The sequence below is a fragment of the Collinsella sp. TF08-11AT genome (assembly GCF_003437035.1).
In the GTDB taxonomy this organism is placed as follows: domain Bacteria; phylum Actinomycetota; class Coriobacteriia; order Coriobacteriales; family Coriobacteriaceae; genus Collinsella.
This window is the reverse complement of sequence record NZ_QSRL01000015.1, coordinates 1-15580: the sequence shown is the minus strand read 5'-3', so window position 1 is coordinate 15580 and position 15580 is coordinate 1. Positions and strand designations below refer to the sequence as shown.

Below are 15580 nucleotides of genomic sequence, written 5' to 3'. Positions count from 1 at the left end.
TTTTCTATCCCTGAAGACCCTTGTGCGGCATTCATACTCCCAAGCTGGGCAAACGTTTTATCAAGGTTGACTACATATCCTGGGCAGGACGGTGCCCCTCCAAAATATGCACCGTTCGCCGCCAAAAATCGACCGTTTGCGGCACCGTGATACCACTCGGTCGTCCAAGGTGCCGACATTTGTACGACATCCGTCTTCGTGGTGCAAAGGTGCAAGTCCAAGTGCGACACCCCCGGTGTGCCACATGCGGGTAAACTAGAACCTTATATAGAGACATTTGAACCCTAACCGCAGCAAAGGAGGCCCCATGGCATTCGATCCCATTCAAGAGGATTGCCATCGCCTCGTTCTTGAGGCCTTGCGCCGCGACAATATCCCGCTCACCGACGGCACCGCCGTAGAGCGTCTGATGGAACAATTCACCCGCAACCCCGCGCCGCTCATCGTGCATGATCGCGACCGCGCCGGACATCTGATTGCCAAGGTGGTCGAGGCTGTCGACTACCGCATTCCCTTTATCCCCGACGATGCCCAAGCCGAGCAGGAAGAGGCCGCTGCCGAGAACATGCTTCGCGAGGCCGCCGCGCTCGATCCGACCAACTGGGATGCCCAGCGCATGCTGACGGCCCTCACCGCCGACTCCAACGAGGAATACGTACAGTACCTGGTATCCAAGCGCGATGAAGTCGAGCATGACCTGGCGTTCAAGATCGCCTCGGCGCAGGACCCCTATGAGCGCGAGGCCGCGGGCGACCTTATGCGCCGCCCCTACCTGCGCTGGCTTGCCGCCCTTGCATCGCGCGCCCTCATTAGCGGACGCTATCGCATGTCGCTCGAAGCTGCAAACCGCAGCCTCGACTTTGCCCCCAACGATCCGGCCGGCGTCCGCCACACCGCGATGCTCGCCATGGCAAAGCTCGAATACCCCGCCGAGGAGCTCAAAAGATTTCGCTCCGCCCACTCCGTCCCCTATCTCGCCAACACGCCGCTGCGTCGTCGTCCCAAGGACGCGGAGCGCGACTTGGACCCGTGGACGCTCATCGCACTGATGAGCGCAGCCTGGCGCGAGCTGGACTACGAGGGTGCCGAGCACTACTTGCGCATCCTTGCACGCTCGTGCCCGCACGCGGCCGAGGCACTCTACTTCCAAACCGAGTTTCCCGATGGCGTCTATGCCCGCGTCAACGTGGGTGTGGGCTCTACCGACGAGCTTGTCCTTGCGCTGTCCGAGGCGACGCCGGTACTGCAGGAGGGCTTGGGCGCCCCCGACAACGCCAGCTTCGCCGCCTGGGTCGCCACCAACGATATCGTGCGTTCCCAGATCGACGAGCGCATCCTGCGGGCGGCCGAGCAGGGCCTGCCGTTTAAGGGAGGAGACCTCTAATGGATCCGAGCGTCTACATCCCCGCCTACCTGGAGCGCGCCTATCTGGCATCGCACCCCGAGCTCACCGATGCAGCACGCGAGCTTGTCCATAACGACATTAGCGCGAATCCCCAAAAGTATGCGCAGTCCGAGCATGCCCAGGCGCTGCTGTCCTATGCCGGTGTTCATCGCCACCTGCTCGACGAGCTCCGTCGCATCGAGGACATGGGCAGCGACGAGGAGTTCGAGCAGACGCGCAATCGCCTGTTCGACGACATGCGCGACGAGCTGCTCAAGATTGTCCGCGTCGATGCACTGGCCGTCGACGCGCAGCTGCTCGCCATCATCCTGGCCGACACGCCCGTTGACGCCTGCCTGGGCGACCTGATGAAGCTCGAGGTGACCACGGCCGATTACCTGCAGCAAAGCGTGCCCGGGTTTGATATGGAGGCCCCGCACTACTGGGCCAATAATGTTTTGGCCGACGGTGTCACCGCAGCGGACCTTACCGTGAGCGAGCCGGCCCTTATCGGGTGGCTTCACACACTCGAGGCCATCTCGCAGCTGTGCATGGCGAGCGCTCGTTACCGCGCCGCCGCCAACTATTCTCGCCGTGTCCTTAAGACGGAGGGCTATCCCACCCGGGCCGCCGGCACCGTATTGCTTGCCCTCGCTCGCTTGGAAGATCAGGACGGCTTTTTTGCCCTAGCCCACCAGCTCGAGGAACAGGTGGGAGCCGATGCACTCGAGAACTCCCCCTGGTACCTGCTCGCCCGCACAATCCTCTTGTTCAAAACGAACAAGATGCGTCCAGCGGTGCGTGCATTACGTGAGTTCGCCAACCGCTGCGAGGGCGGCGCGTTCTTCTTGCTGAATCCCATGTACCAGACACCGTACCTTCCCTGCCGGCCCGAGCCACGCGATCCCTGGGATCTTTCGCACCAGGCCGTTTGGGAGGCGGACGGCATTATCTCGGACACTCCCGACTTTGCCCCCTGGGCCAATGCCTGCGAAGACGTGTCGCAGCTTGCCCAGGAATTTGCGCGCCGCTACGGTTTTTAGTGACGCACTCGACCCGACCATGTCGTTTACGTTAGGAACGGTTTCATGAACCTCCGCTCATCTCTTGCCTGCACCTCGAGCGATATCGCCCGCTGGGGGCTGCGCTCCGTCCTTAAGCGCCAGGGCGGCGTACTCCCCGGCCGCATCGCCATGAAGATCGACCCCGAGTTGCTGAACGACCTCGCCGGCCTTGTCGACCGCAGCGTGGTGATCACCGGTACTAATGGCAAGACCACCACCTCCAACCTCATCGCCGACGCCGTTGCTGCCAGCGGTGCTACCGTGGTGTGCAACCGTGCCGGCAACAATATGGAGCCTGGTGTGGTGGGTGCTCTGCTCGAGGCCCGCGGCGGCCTTAAGCACACCAGCAGTGGCAAGCGCGTAGGCGTTTTTGAATGCGATGAGCTCTACACTGTGCGCGTCCTGCCCAAGCTCAAGCCGACGTACTTCGTGCTGCTCAACCTGTTCCGTGACCAGCTAGATCGCTATGGCGAGATCGATCACACCCAGGAGGTCATCGCCCACGCGTTGGAGCTTTCGCCGGCAACGACGCTCATCTACAACGCCGACGACCCGCTGTGCGCCTCGATTGCCGCGCGCGTTCCCAACGCGAGTATTGCCTTTGGCATCGACGGCGCCACGGGCACCGAGTCCGACCGCATTAGCGACTCGCGCTTTTGCTCGCAGTGCAACGCCCCGCTGGAATACGACTATGTGCAGTACGGACAGCTGGGCGCCTATCATTGCCCTTCGTGCGGCTGGGGTCGCCCCGCGCTGCTCCGTCGCGTGACGGGCGTGGAACTCGGCTGCGACGGCTACGGCTTTGACCTGACCTTTGGACCCGAGGCCAACGCGCCCGCCGTGCACATCGCCACGCGCTACAACGGCCTGTACATGGTCTATAACGTCGCCGCCGCCTTCTTTGCGGCGCACGAGCTGGGCGTGGACGCGGCGCACCTGCAGCCCACGCTTAATGCCTACGTGCCCGCCGGCGGACGCATGGGCCGCTGGGATATTGCCGGCCGCACCGTCGAGGCCAACCTGGCCAAGAATCCCGTGGGCTTCGATCGCCAGATCCAGTCCATTAAAACGGCAGGTGGCAGGCTCTGCGCCTTCTTCCTAAACGATAACGATGCCGACGGCCACGATGTCTCGTGGATCTACGATGTCGACTTCGAGCGCATCGCCGACACGCCGGGTCTTGTCGCCTTTGCCGGAGGCACGCGTGCGCACGACATGCAGGTACGCCTCAAGTACGCCGGCATCGATGCCGCGATTATCTCGGACGTCGCGCAGGCGATCGGCGCCGTGGCAGACGAGGCCGCCGATGACACCTTCTACGCCGTCGCCAACTACACGGCCTTCCCGCCGTTAGTCAAGGAGCTCGACGGGCTTATAGACGACGATGCAAGCTCGATTGTCTCCCACGCCGTAACGCGCGCCGATGGTAGCGCTGTCCCCACCGATATTGCGCCGGTCGAGCTTTCGCGCCCCCTGCGCATCGTCTACCTGTATCCCGATGCGCTCAACCTCTACGCCGACGGCGGCAACGTTATCGCGCTCGAACGCCGCTGCGCCTGGCGCGGCATTCCCGTGCGTGTGGACGAAGTCCACATGGGCGAGACGCTCGACCTGACCGACGCCGACATCGTTATGATGGGCGGCGGCTCCGATCGCGACCAGCTGGCCGTGGCACACGAACTGCTCGCTCAAAAAGACAAGGTCGCGGCCTATGTTGAGGACGGCGGCACACTGCTTGCTATCTGTGGCGGCTATCAGCTGCTCGGCCGTTCGTACTATATGGGCGAAGATCGCATCGAGGGCCTGGGCGTCATTGCCGCCGAAACCGTACGCGGCTCCGACCGCCTGATCGGCAACGTCGCCGTCAAGACCGACCTGTCACCCGAGCCCTTTGTGGGATTCGAGAACCACGGCGGCCGCACGCTTTTGGACGCCGATGCCACGCCGCTCGGAACGTCCGTCGTCACTGGCACCGGCAACAACGGCGACGACGGCTTTGAGGGTCTGATCTACAAGGGCGTGATCGGCACGTACCTGCACGGGCCGGCGCTGCCCAAAAACCCCGAACTCGCCGACTGGCTGATCGCGCACGCCCTCGAGCGCCGCGGCGATGCGCAGGCCACAGCCCTGCTGCCGCTCAAGCCCCTCGACGACACCTACGAGCGCGCCGCCCACGACGCCGCCATGAAGCTCCTCCCCTAGCACCCCACCACCACAAAGGGGACAGGTACCTTTGTGGTGGTTTTCCAGTTTGCCAACGATATACGCGCCGGCAAAAAAGTCTGCTATACTCTTTCCCGCTGTCCCCATCGTCTAGCGGCCAAGGACGCCACCCTTTCAAGGTGGATATCGCGGGTTCGAATCCCGCTGGGGGCACCACAAAATCTGAGAAGCCCGTTACCAATTCGGTAGCGGGCTTTTTGCTACCGATATGCCGGGATTCGAACCCGACAGGGTGCGGATCCCGGCAAATCGGCGGCAAAACGGACTCCAAAGCGTCCTTCGCAAACAAATAGCCGGGGCCCGCGCGATGCGGACCCCGGCTCAATACCGTGACGATATGTCAGTTACGCCCTACACGTAGAACAGGATGTCGTCGTAGGTCGGAACCGGCCAGTAGTCGGCTGCCACGATCTCCTCCATGGCATCCACGGCGGCGCGCAGCGTATCCATAGCAGGAACGACCTCGTGCGCGTACACGTTGGCCTGCTCCTGGCCATCGAGAGCCTCGGCCTTCTGATGTACGGCGTCGAGCGCCTTGATGGAGTCGTTGATGGCGGTGATGCCGTTGCAGAGCTTGTTGAGCGTGTTCTGCTCGCACTGCATGGCGGCCTCAGCACCGGCGGCACGAATAGTCTCAAGGCCCTTAGCGACCTTGGTGGCATAGGCGGTAATGACCGGACGATAGGTACGACGCGCCTCGCGAACCATCGTGGTGGCCTCGATGTTCATGAGCTTGTTGTACTTCTCGAGCTTGCAGTCATAGCGGCACTGAGCCTCGGCCTTGGTCAGGACGCCCGTCTCCTCAAAGAGCGCGATAGCCTTATCGGAAACAAAGGCGGGAAGAGCGTCGGCCGTGGTCTTGTTGTTGGCAAGGCCGCGCTTCTCGGCCTCGATGGGCCACTCGTCGGAGTAACCGTCGCCGGAGAACAGGATGCGCTGGTGATCGGTCAGCACCTTCTTGCAGTACTCGAGCGCGGCGTCCTGGAACTTATCCTCGGGCGTACCCTCGAGTGCGTCGGCGAAGGACTTGAGCGACTTGGCCACGGCGGCATCGAGCACCAGGTTGGAGTCGGAGACGTTCTGCTCGGAGCCGCAGGCACGGAACTCGAACTTGTTGCCGGTGAAGGCGAACGGGGAGGTGCGGTTGCGGTCGGTGTTGTCCTGCATCAGCTTGGGCAGGGTATCGGCGCCCAGGTCGAGCACGCCGCGCGTGGCATGGACGGAAGCCTTGCCATCGATGATCTTCTCGACGACCTCGGTAAGCTGGTCGCCCAGGAAGATGGACATAATCGCCGGAGGAGCCTCGTTGGCGCCCAGACGATGATCGTTGCCGGCCGAAGCAACGGAGGCGCGCAAGAGCTCCTGATAGTTATCGACGGCCTCGATCACCGCGGTGAGGAAGACGATGAACTGCAGGTTATCGAGCGGAGTGTCGCCCGGGTCAAGCAGGTTCTCGGACTCGGTGCCAAGCGACCAGTTATTGTGCTTGCCCGAACCGTTGATGCCCTCGAAGGGCTTCTCGTGCAGCAGGCAGACCAAGTCGTGGCGGGAGGCAATGAGCTTCATCTTCTCCATCATGACCAGATTCTGGTCGATGGCCTCGTTGACCTCGCCGTAGACAGGGGCGAGCTCATGCTGGCAGGGAGCGACCTCGTTGTGCTTGGTCTTGGCAGGAATGCCAAGCGCCCACAGTTCATCGTCCAGGTCCTTCATATAGGACGAGACGGTGGGGCGGATAGCGCCAAAGTAGTGCTCCTCGAGCTCCTGGCCCTTGCAGGGGGCAGCACCAAAGAGGGTGCGCCCGGTGATGACCAGGTCCCTGCGCTTGCGGTAAGCGTCCTTCTTGATCAGGAAGTACTCCTGCTCATCGCCCACGGAAGGAACGACCTTCTTGGGGGTCTTACCAAACAGCGCCAAAACGCGCTTGGACTCACGCGAGAGTGCGGTCATGGAGCGCAGCAGCGGGGTCTTCTTGTCCAGGGCCTCGCCCGTGTAGGAGCAAAAAGCCGTGGGGATGCACAGGACATCGTCCTTAATGAATGCGGGGCTGGTGGGATCCCAAGCGGTGTAGCCACGGGCCTCGAAAGTGGCGCGCAGGCCGCCGTTGGGGAAGCTGGAAGCATCGGGCTCGCCCTGGATGAGGTTCTTGCCCGTAAACTTGGTAATGGCGGTGCCGTCGTGGTTGGGCTCGAGGAAGCTGTCGTGCTTCTCGGAAGTAATGCCCGAAAGCGGCTGGAACCAGTGCGCGTAGTGTGTCGCGCCCTTGGAGATGGCCCAGACCTTCATGGCATGGGCAACAGCGTTGGCCACATCCAGGTCGAGCGGCTCACCGTCCTCGAGGGTTGCAGCAAGGCGCTTCCAAATGTCCTTGGGGAGGTAGTCCTTCATGACTTCCTCAGAGAACACCATGGTCCCGAAGCGGTCAGTAAGTTCGGCCATACGGAACTCCCTTCGTATCGGCACCGCGTGAGAAGCGGTGTTGATTACTAACGAACGAGTCATAGATTAGGCTCGTCGTGTTTCCGCAACATTACCGTTATGTTGCTGTCACGAAACCAATCAATGAGGTTACCGCATCGCGGCGGCGTTGCCGCCCTCAACAGCCAATCAACTGTATAAATTGCAGACCTCTCCCCATGGTTTAAGGGTAGTCAATTTGGGATGGGGCTCTATTAACTGGTATTTCGCATCAGATACCAGTCTTTATAGCCCCATCCTAGATTGACCGCTCTGCTATAGGGAATGTCGATAGCAAGGCATCTTTGATTGGTATCCCCGAATAGCGAGTGAAACTCCACCGTGACACAGTGGTGCTGTAGAATCCTTACAACACATCACACTATTACGTATCTAAAGGAGCACGATATGCGCGTCGACGAGGTTTTTAAGCAGGCAGCATCCCAGGGCACCGCACCCGTTTCGTTTGAGATGTTCCCGCCCAAGGGCGAGCTTACCCTCAACACGGCTCGCGAGGTGGCAGGCAATCTGTGCAAGCTTTCGCCGAGCTTTGTCTCGGTCACCTGCTCTGCCGGCGGCTCGGGCAATGGCGCCACCACCGCCCCCATCGCGCATATGATTACGAGCGAATTCAATACGCCCTCGGTGGCGCACCTCACCTGCGTGGGCCGCTCGCACGCCGATATCGCCGCCAAGATCGACGAATACCGCTCCGCCGGCGTAGAAAACATCCTGGCCCTGCGCGGTGATCTGCCCGCTGGCGCGACCGAGGACGACAAGCCCGCCTCCGACTACGCCTACGCCCGCGACCTCATCCCCGAGCTCGTCGACGCCGGCTTTTGTGTGGGTGCCGCAGCCTACCCCGAGGGCCACATTGCCTGCGAGGACCTCAACGCTTCGGTCGAATACCTCAAGCAAAAACAGGATGCCGGTGCGAGCTTCTTCGTGACGCAGCTCTTTTTTGATAACGAGTGCTTCTACCGTTTTCGCGAGCTTGCGGACAAGGCGGGCATCACCGTGCCGATTACCGCGGGCATCATGCCGTTTATGGGCAAGTCGCAAATCAGCCGCATGGTCTTTATGTGCGGTGCGTCGCTGCCCTCCCCCGTCATCAAGATTCTCGCCAAGTACGAGAACGACCCCGAGAGCCTGCAGGCAGCCGGTGTAGATTATGCCGCCCGTCAGCTTTGCGACCTCAAGGAGCACGGCGCCGCCGGCCTGCACCTGTACACTATGAATCGTCCTGCGATCGCCGCGACCATTATGGAGCGCCTGGGGTAATGGAAAAACCGCACATCGATACAACCACTGTCGAAGTGCCGGCCGACCTTGCGTCGCCGGCGCTTTACCGTGTCGATGCTGCGCACCATCCCCGTGTCGACCGTGCCGAGATGCTGCGGTATCTGGGTTACGGCGGCCAGCAGATTGAGCCCGAGCTGTCGCAGCGTATTGAGCTTGTGGTCGAGCACCTTGAGCTGGACATTGAGCCCCGTGGCGTGCGCCGCGTATTTGCCATCGATGCCACGGGCGTGGACGAGCAGGGAGAGCCTTGCATCCGTCTGGTTGGCACCAACGTTGAGTTGCAAGGTCGCGATATCTATCGCCATCTCAAAGACGCCCGCTTTGCCGCACTCATGGCATGCACCCTCGGCATGGACGCCGAGCGTCGCCTGCGCACCACGGGAGCCCAGCAGCCCCTAGAGGGAGCCGTGCTCGATGCCGCGTGCTCCGCCTATGTGGAGGCCGCCGTCGAGCAGATGGACCAGCAAGTCAAGGCCGCGGCCGCTGTACACGGGCTCACCGGCAACTGGCGCTTCAGCCCCGGCTATGGCGACTGCCCGCTTACGGCCCAGCGCTCAATCGTGGCTGCGCTCAACGCCACGCGGCTCATCGGGCTTACCGTCACACCCACCAACCTGCTCATGCCCACCAAGAGCGTGACCGCGGTGATCGGTCTGTTCGACGGCGAGGTCCACGACGCCCAGAGCCGCCCCACCTGCACTATCTGCCGCATGCGCGAGCACTGCCGCTTCCGCGCCGCCCACACCACCTGCTATTCGCATTCTGAATAAAATGTCAATTGATGGCACGGTATCGAGGGAATCTCATCCGTAAGTAAGCGGATGTCCTCACAAACAAGTACCATAAGATGCCAAATAACAACTATCTGAAAGCCAGTACATGCACAACATTCTGCAGTTCTCGCCACAACTAACCGCGCTTGAGTTTTTTTCAGGCATTGGCTTGGCTCGTGCCGGCATGGCAAAAGCCGGAATCAAAACAATCTGGGCAAATGACATAGACCGTACTAAATGCGCCATGTACAGCCAGTGCTGGGGCGATGAGCATCTAGTCGAGCAGGATGTCCACACACTCGACCCCGACCTAATACCCCAAGCCGACATCGCATGGGCGTCAAGCCCTTGCACAAACTTATCTCTCGCGGGAAACAGGGAGGGACTTATCTCTGGCAAAGAGTCCAGTGCGTTCTTTGGCTTTATTAAGGCCATCGAAGGAATGAGCGATCGTGCCCCGCGGGCACTTGTTCTCGAAAACGTCATCGGCCTTGCCACGTCTAATAACAGTGATGACTTTAGACTCGTTTGCCAGGAATTTAATCGTTTAGGCTATTCATGCGACGCTTATTTTATCGATGCACGGCACTGGCTTCCCCAGTCACGCCCCCGCATGTTTGTCGTCGGATTAAAAGACCCTCTTCCCAACAGCCGACTCGATTCCTCGCTTCGACCTGAAAAGGTCTCCTGGATTCACTCCGACCCTTCACTCATTACGCACGTCTCTCACCTAAACGAGCCGAGCCCACTTCGCATGACGGGCCTTGCAACGGTTGTTGAAGATATTCCCGAGGGCGACAAGCGTTGGTGGAACAAAAACCAAGTACAAGCATTTATCGACTCGCTTGCACCGCATCAAGCAGAGCGCCTTCAGCGCTTCTTAAATGCCAAAGAAAAAACTGTTCGCACTGCTTACCGTCGCACGCGATCAGGCGTTGTGCGCTGGGAAATCCGTGAAGAAGAAATTGCCGGATGTCTAAGAACGGCTCGCGGCGGCTCATCAAGACAGGCAGTCGTTATATGCGAAAACGGAAAGATAGAAGTTCGCTGGATGACTGGAACCGAATATGCCCGTCTCCAAGGTGCTGACTCATGTCAGTTTAGCGGCTTCTCGGATGCTCAGATTCGCTACGCATTCGGCGATGCAGTTGCCGTGCCAGTTGTCACTTGGCTTATAAAAAATGCAGTCAAACCAGCGCTTATGTCTTCAAGGAACGGAGTGAACAATAATGGAAATGACCAATTGCTCCTTGAACGAGCCCGATAAAGATATCTTGGATGCCATTGAACTCTGGTACGAATCCAAACGCAGCAAGCGAGGCAATGTCAACCGTAACGTCATGGCGGTTGGCATAGGCATAAGCGAGCTGTTGCAAAACCGTTTTCCGCTCACCGACGATTATGTGCAATCGGACAAGGGGAGCCAAGTACGAGGCCTAAGTGGAGCATGCATCAAAACAGTTTTAGCCAGACATGGGGAAACGCGTGCCTTCGCATCAGAGGGCGGCAGAACCTCACGCGGCACACTCCCGATGGCGCTTGAGCTTGCCACAATTATCAACTCTGCCCTACCCAGTGACACTTGCGAAGACGCTCGTCTTGAAGCTGCGAATGCAATCGCCAATTTCTTCGTCGAGCGAATCCAGGTCGATTTCTTTAACCGGCAGAGAATCAAAGTCGAAATCGATCTTCAAAAACCAATTTCTGTCATTGTCGATGATATCCTAGCCGAAGCAAGCCTACGGTCCGATAAGCCAACGGGTACCGTCGCACAGCACCTGGTAGGCGCAAAACTAGAGATGTTATTTCCAACCATAGAAATCGGAAAGGACAACTCAAACGCTGCCGACCAGCAAACAGACCGTTCTGGCGATTTCCAAATCAATGATGCTGCATTTCACGTGACTGTATCGCCAATGGCCAAATTGACCGATCGATGCCGAGATAACATTCGAAATGGCATTCGGCCCATCGTCGTTGTCCCCCACGATAAAGTTTCCTTCGCTTACGGACTGTTCGAAAGTGAGGGACTCGGCAATCGCGTACAGGTTATCGCGCTCGAATCGTTTATCGGCATCAATATTGAAGAATTATCGTTCTACAAGCGAGGCCTAATTCGATTAAATGTCGCACGGCTTCTTGCCCACTACAACAAGCGAATCGAAGATATCGAGCCCGACAAATCCCTTCAAATAGAAATTCCTCAGTGGGCTCTAGACGAAATGGACGCACATGGCGAATAGCTCAAACATACTTATCACTCATGATCTGGACGGTGCCGCGCTGGCGGCGCCTGTTGATGCTGCGCGCCGCAACGGAGCTGCATACAAGACGCGCACGATCGACGACCTTCGCATTAAGGACGATCGTCTGCGCGCCGCCATCGAGGGCACGGGACACCTGCTGTTCGACGGCGGCATGGGTACCATGCTGCAGGCGGCCGGCATGAAGGCCGGCGCCCTGCCCGAGCTGCTCAACTTTGAGGAGCCTCAGGTCATTACCGACATCCAGCGTCAGTACGTCGAAGCCGGCTGCGACGTGATCACCGCCAACACCTTTGGCGCCAACGCCCACAAGCTCGACGGTACCGCCACCGTGGCAGATGTCTTTGCCGCCGCTGTCGCCTGCGCCCGCGCGGCCGGCGCCCACTACGTCGCCGGCGATATCGGCCCCATCGGCGCGCTGCTTCGCCCCTTGGGTACCCTCAGCTTCGACGAGGCCTACGACCTCTTTGCCGAGGAAGTGCGCGCCGGCGTCGCCGCGGGCGTGGACCTCTTTATTATCGAGACTATGACCGACCTGGCCGAGATCAAGGCGGCCGTCCTCGCCTGCCGCGAGAACTCCGACCTGCCCGTCTTTGCCACCATGACCTTTGAGGAAGACGGTCGCACCTTCCTGGGCACGAGTCCCGAGGTTGCCGCCATCACGCTCGATGCCATCGGCGCCGACGTTTTGGGCATCAACTGCAGCCAGGGACCGGCCGAGCTCCGAGGACTCGCCGCTCGCATGCTCACCGTTACGGACAAGCCCGTTATGGTGCAGGCCAACGCAGGACTGCCCCACGTGGACGACGACGGCAACACCGTCTTTGATATCCAGGCGCCCGAGTACGCCGTGGCCGTCGCCGGTATGATTGAGGACGGCGTAAGCGTCGTGGGCGGCTGCTGCGGCACCACGCCGGCGCACATGGCAGCGCTGCGCACGCTTATCGATAACCACACGCCCAGTCCGCGCCACCGCAAGCCCAGCATGTCGGTCACAAGCGCCCAGACCGTGGTGGACCTCCCCTGCGACGGCCACAAGATCGCCGTCATCGGCGAGCGCATCAACCCCACCGGCAAAAAGCGCCTGCAGCAGGCCCTGCGCGACGGTGACCTGGACTACGTGGTGAGCCAGGGCATCAGCCAGCAGGAGCAGGGCGCCGACATCCTGGACGTCAACGTGGGCCTGCCCGAGATCGACGAGGTCAAGATTATCCAACAGGCCACCGAGCAGCTCCAAGGCTCCACGCTGCTGCCGCTGCAGATCGACTCCACCGACCCCGCCGCCGTCGAGGCCGCCGTACGTCGCTACGCCGGCAAGCCCATCATCAACTCGGTCAACGGCAAGCAGCAGATCATGGACGAGATCTTCCCGCTGGTCGCCCACTACGGCACCAACGTTGTCGGCCTTACGCTCGACGAAGGCGGCATCCCCGATACCGCCGAGGCCCGCTTTGCCATCGCCGAGCGCATCGTGGCCGAGGCTGCCCGCTACGGCATCGGCCCGGACCGTATCCTCATCGACTGCCTGGTCATGACCGCCTCGACCAATCAACGCCAGGCCGAGCAGATCCTGCGCGCCATGTCCCTGTGCAAGGAGCGCCTGGGCGTCAAATGCGCGCTCGGCGTGTCGAACATCAGCTTTGGTCTGCCTGCCCGCCCGCTGCTGGGCTCGGTCTTTTTGGCCGCCGCCTTTGGCGCGGGCCTCGATGCCCCCATCATGAACCCGGGCTCCAAGCGCTTTATGGACACCGTCTACAGCTATCGCGTCCTGAGCGTTGAGGACGAGGGCTCGACCGGATACATCGAGCGCTATGCCGGCTGGACCGATCCGTATAAGATCGCCGCCAACCCGGCAGCAGCTCAGGCCGCATCGACCGACACCGTGCCCGCTGCCGGCACCGCCGGCACCGACGGCAACGACGACCCGATTCGTCGCATGGTCGTCTCGGGCCGCAAAGGCGAGATCGCTGCCGAGACCGAGCGTCTGCTGGCAGACCACGACGCCATGGACCTTATCAACAACCACTTTATCCCCGCCCTCGACGAGGTGGGCGTCCTCTTTGACCAGGGCAAGTTCTTCTTGCCGCAACTCATGGCCTCGGCCGAAGCCGCACGCGTGGGCTTCGACACCATCAAGCGCCTGATGCCCGCCGGCGAGATTGCCGACAAGGGTAAGATCTGCGTGGCCACCGTCAAGGGCGACATCCACGATATCGGCAAGAACATCGTCAAGATGCTGCTCGATAACTACGGCTACACCGTCTTTGACCTAGGCCGCGATGTCGACCCGCAAGAAGTGCTCAAGACCGTGCAGGAGCGTGACATCAAGCTCGTCGGCCTCTCGGCGCTTATGACCACCACGGTCGTCGCCATGGAAGAGACCATCAAGTTGCTCCATGCCGAGGTTCCGGGCGTCAAGATCATCGTGGGCGGCGCCGTGCTCACCCCCGAATACGCCAAGCAAATCGGCGCGGACTACTACGCCAAGGACGCCGCCGAGAGCGCTCGTATCGCCGAAGAGGTCTTTGGGAAGTAACACAACGGAAACAACCGAGCACCAAAACGTGCCGCACGCGCCACTTGGCACGTGCGGCACGTTAGAATAGATAAGACTATGCTCGTTTTGGCAGATAGGAGCGCAAGGATGGCGATCACGCCCGCAGAAATCGCGGAAACCCGCGGCATGGTTGAGGAACAGAACCTCGACATCAGGACCATCACCATGGGTGTTTCGCTCATGGGTTGCGGTGACGAGAACCTCGACCGCATGTGCACGAAGATCTACGACCATGTGACGCACACGGCTGAGCATCTGGTCGAGACCGCCGAGAACCTCGAGCGCGAGTACGGTATCCCCATTGTCAACAAGCGCGTTTCCGTCACCCCGGTGGCGCAGATCGCCGCGTGCTGCAAGGATGAGGACCTCACCCCCATCGCGCATGCCCTCGACCGCGCGGCCGAGACGCTCGGCATCGATTACCTGGGCGGCTTCTCCGCACTCGTCCAGAAGGGCATCGGCGACGCCGACCGCCGCGTCATCCAGTCCATCCCCCAGGCGCTCGCCACCACGAGCCGTGTCTGCTCCAGTGTCAACGTCGCCAGCCTGCGCGCCGGCATCAACATGGACGCCGTGCTTATGGCCGCCCAGACCATCATCGATGCCGCTAAACTCACGGCCGACCAGGATTCCGTCGGCGCTTCCAAGTTTGTCTGCTTTGCCAACATGGTCGAGGACTCCCCGTTTATGGCGGGCGCCGTCCACGGCGGTGGCGAGGCCGACGCCGTCATCAACGTAGGCGTCTCGGGCCCCGGCGTTATGGCCGCAGCCCTGGAGACGCTGCCCGATTCCGCATCGATGATGGAAGTCGCCGAAAAGATTAAGCAGACCGCCTTTAAGATCACCCGTGCCGGCGAGCTCATGAGCCGCGAGGCCGCCCATCGCCTGGGTGTCGAGAAGGGCATCGTCGACCTGTCGCTGGCTCCCACGCCTGCCATCGGCGACTCCGTCGCGCGCATCCTCGAGATCATCGGCGTGGGCACCTGCGGTGGCCCGGGCACGACCTGCGCGCTCGCCATGCTCAACGATGCCGTCAAGAAGGGCGGCGTCATGGCCAGCTCCAGCGTGGGCGGTCTCTCCGGCGCTTTCATCCCCGTGTCCGAGGACGCCGGCATGATCGCCGCCGTCGAAGCCGGTGCGCTTTCGCTCGAGAAGCTCGAGGCCATGACCTGCGTGTGCTCCGTCGGCCTGGACATGATCGCCATCCCCGGCGACACCCCGGTCGAGACCATCGCCGGCATCATCGCCGACGAGATGGCCATCGGCGTCATCAACAACAAGACCACGGCCGTCCGCGTGATTCCCGCCATCGGCAAGGGCGTGGGTGACTGCGTCGAGTACGGCGGCCTGTTCGGCCGTGCACCCATCATGCCGGTGAACCCCAACGCCGGCACCGTGCTTGCCCATCGCGGTGGACGCTTCCCGGCGCCGCTGAACTCGCTGAAGAACTAGCCTAGGGATACGAGGCGAGGAGCCCCGCCGCCGGGCGGCAGACATATAAGGTCGCCTGCTCGGACAGTCCTGACTCGCACGGAGAGCACATTAAGTGCTCTCCG

General features: G+C 61.1%; 10 protein-coding genes and 1 tRNA gene. 10 read left to right on the top strand and 1 reads right to left on the bottom strand.

Going from position 1 to position 15580, the window contains the following annotated elements; translation table 11 throughout:
* Positions 1-307 precede the first annotated feature (307 nt).
* The 4 genes from DXC79_RS08730 (at position 308) to DXC79_RS08710 (ending at position 4827) form a co-directional block, all read left to right on the top strand.
* Positions 308-1384, top strand: coding sequence for a hypothetical protein (locus DXC79_RS08730; RefSeq protein ID WP_089572774.1), 1077 nt, complete (start codon positions 308-310; stop codon positions 1382-1384).
* The gene (locus tag DXC79_RS08725) at positions 1384-2427 is read left to right on the top strand and encodes a hypothetical protein (RefSeq protein WP_117635908.1); all 1044 of its coding nucleotides are present in this window, start codon (positions 1384-1386) and stop codon (positions 2425-2427) included. The genes DXC79_RS08730 and DXC79_RS08725 overlap by 1 nt, the downstream gene beginning before the upstream one ends.
* A 45-nt stretch (positions 2428-2472) precedes the next feature.
* On the top strand, positions 2473-4650 hold the full coding sequence (locus tag DXC79_RS10235) for a MurT ligase domain-containing protein (protein WP_233503092.1): 2178 nt from the start codon (positions 2473-2475) through the stop codon (positions 4648-4650).
* 100 nt (positions 4651-4750) lie between these two features.
* Positions 4751-4827: transfer RNA gene (locus tag DXC79_RS08710), tRNA-Glu, on the top strand.
* Positions 4828-5022: 195 nt separating this feature from the next.
* On the opposite strand, the gene DXC79_RS08705 is transcribed toward DXC79_RS08710, so the two are convergent.
* Positions 5023-7110 (bottom strand): glutamine synthetase III, encoded by a 2088-nt coding sequence (locus tag DXC79_RS08705; protein WP_117628890.1) that lies wholly within the window; start codon positions 7108-7110, stop codon positions 5023-5025.
* A gap of 426 nt (positions 7111-7536) precedes the next feature.
* Here DXC79_RS08705 and DXC79_RS08700 point away from each other — a divergent pair, with 426 nt between their 5' ends.
* The 6 genes from DXC79_RS08700 (at position 7537) to DXC79_RS08675 (ending at position 15476) form a co-directional block, all read left to right on the top strand.
* Positions 7537-8409, top strand: a complete 873-nt coding sequence (locus DXC79_RS08700; RefSeq protein WP_117635907.1) for a methylenetetrahydrofolate reductase — start codon at positions 7537-7539, stop codon at positions 8407-8409.
* Complete coding sequence (locus DXC79_RS08695; RefSeq protein WP_117635906.1) at positions 8409-9200, top strand: hypothetical protein; 792 nt, start codon at positions 8409-8411, stop codon at positions 9198-9200. Before DXC79_RS08700 ends, DXC79_RS08695 begins: the two co-directional genes overlap by 1 nt.
* Positions 9201-9309: 109 nt before the next feature.
* The gene (locus tag DXC79_RS08690) at positions 9310-10470 is read left to right on the top strand and encodes a DNA cytosine methyltransferase (RefSeq protein WP_117635905.1); all 1161 of its coding nucleotides are present in this window, start codon (positions 9310-9312) and stop codon (positions 10468-10470) included.
* Entirely contained in the window at positions 10433-11446 is a 1014-nt protein-coding gene (locus tag DXC79_RS08685; protein ID WP_117635904.1) for a DUF4928 family protein, read from the top strand. The genes DXC79_RS08690 and DXC79_RS08685 overlap by 38 nt, the downstream gene beginning before the upstream one ends.
* Positions 11436-14003 carry a homocysteine S-methyltransferase family protein gene (locus DXC79_RS08680; protein ID WP_233503091.1) on the top strand — a complete coding sequence of 856 codons (2568 nt, stop codon included), beginning with the start codon at positions 11436-11438 and terminating at the stop codon, positions 14001-14003. The genes DXC79_RS08685 and DXC79_RS08680 overlap by 11 nt, the downstream gene beginning before the upstream one ends.
* A 108-nt stretch (positions 14004-14111) precedes the next feature.
* Positions 14112-15476: a PFL family protein gene (locus DXC79_RS08675; RefSeq protein WP_035136908.1), complete on the top strand. Its 1365-nt coding sequence runs from the start codon at positions 14112-14114 to the stop codon at positions 15474-15476.
* The last annotated feature ends 104 nt before the right edge of the window (positions 15477-15580 follow it).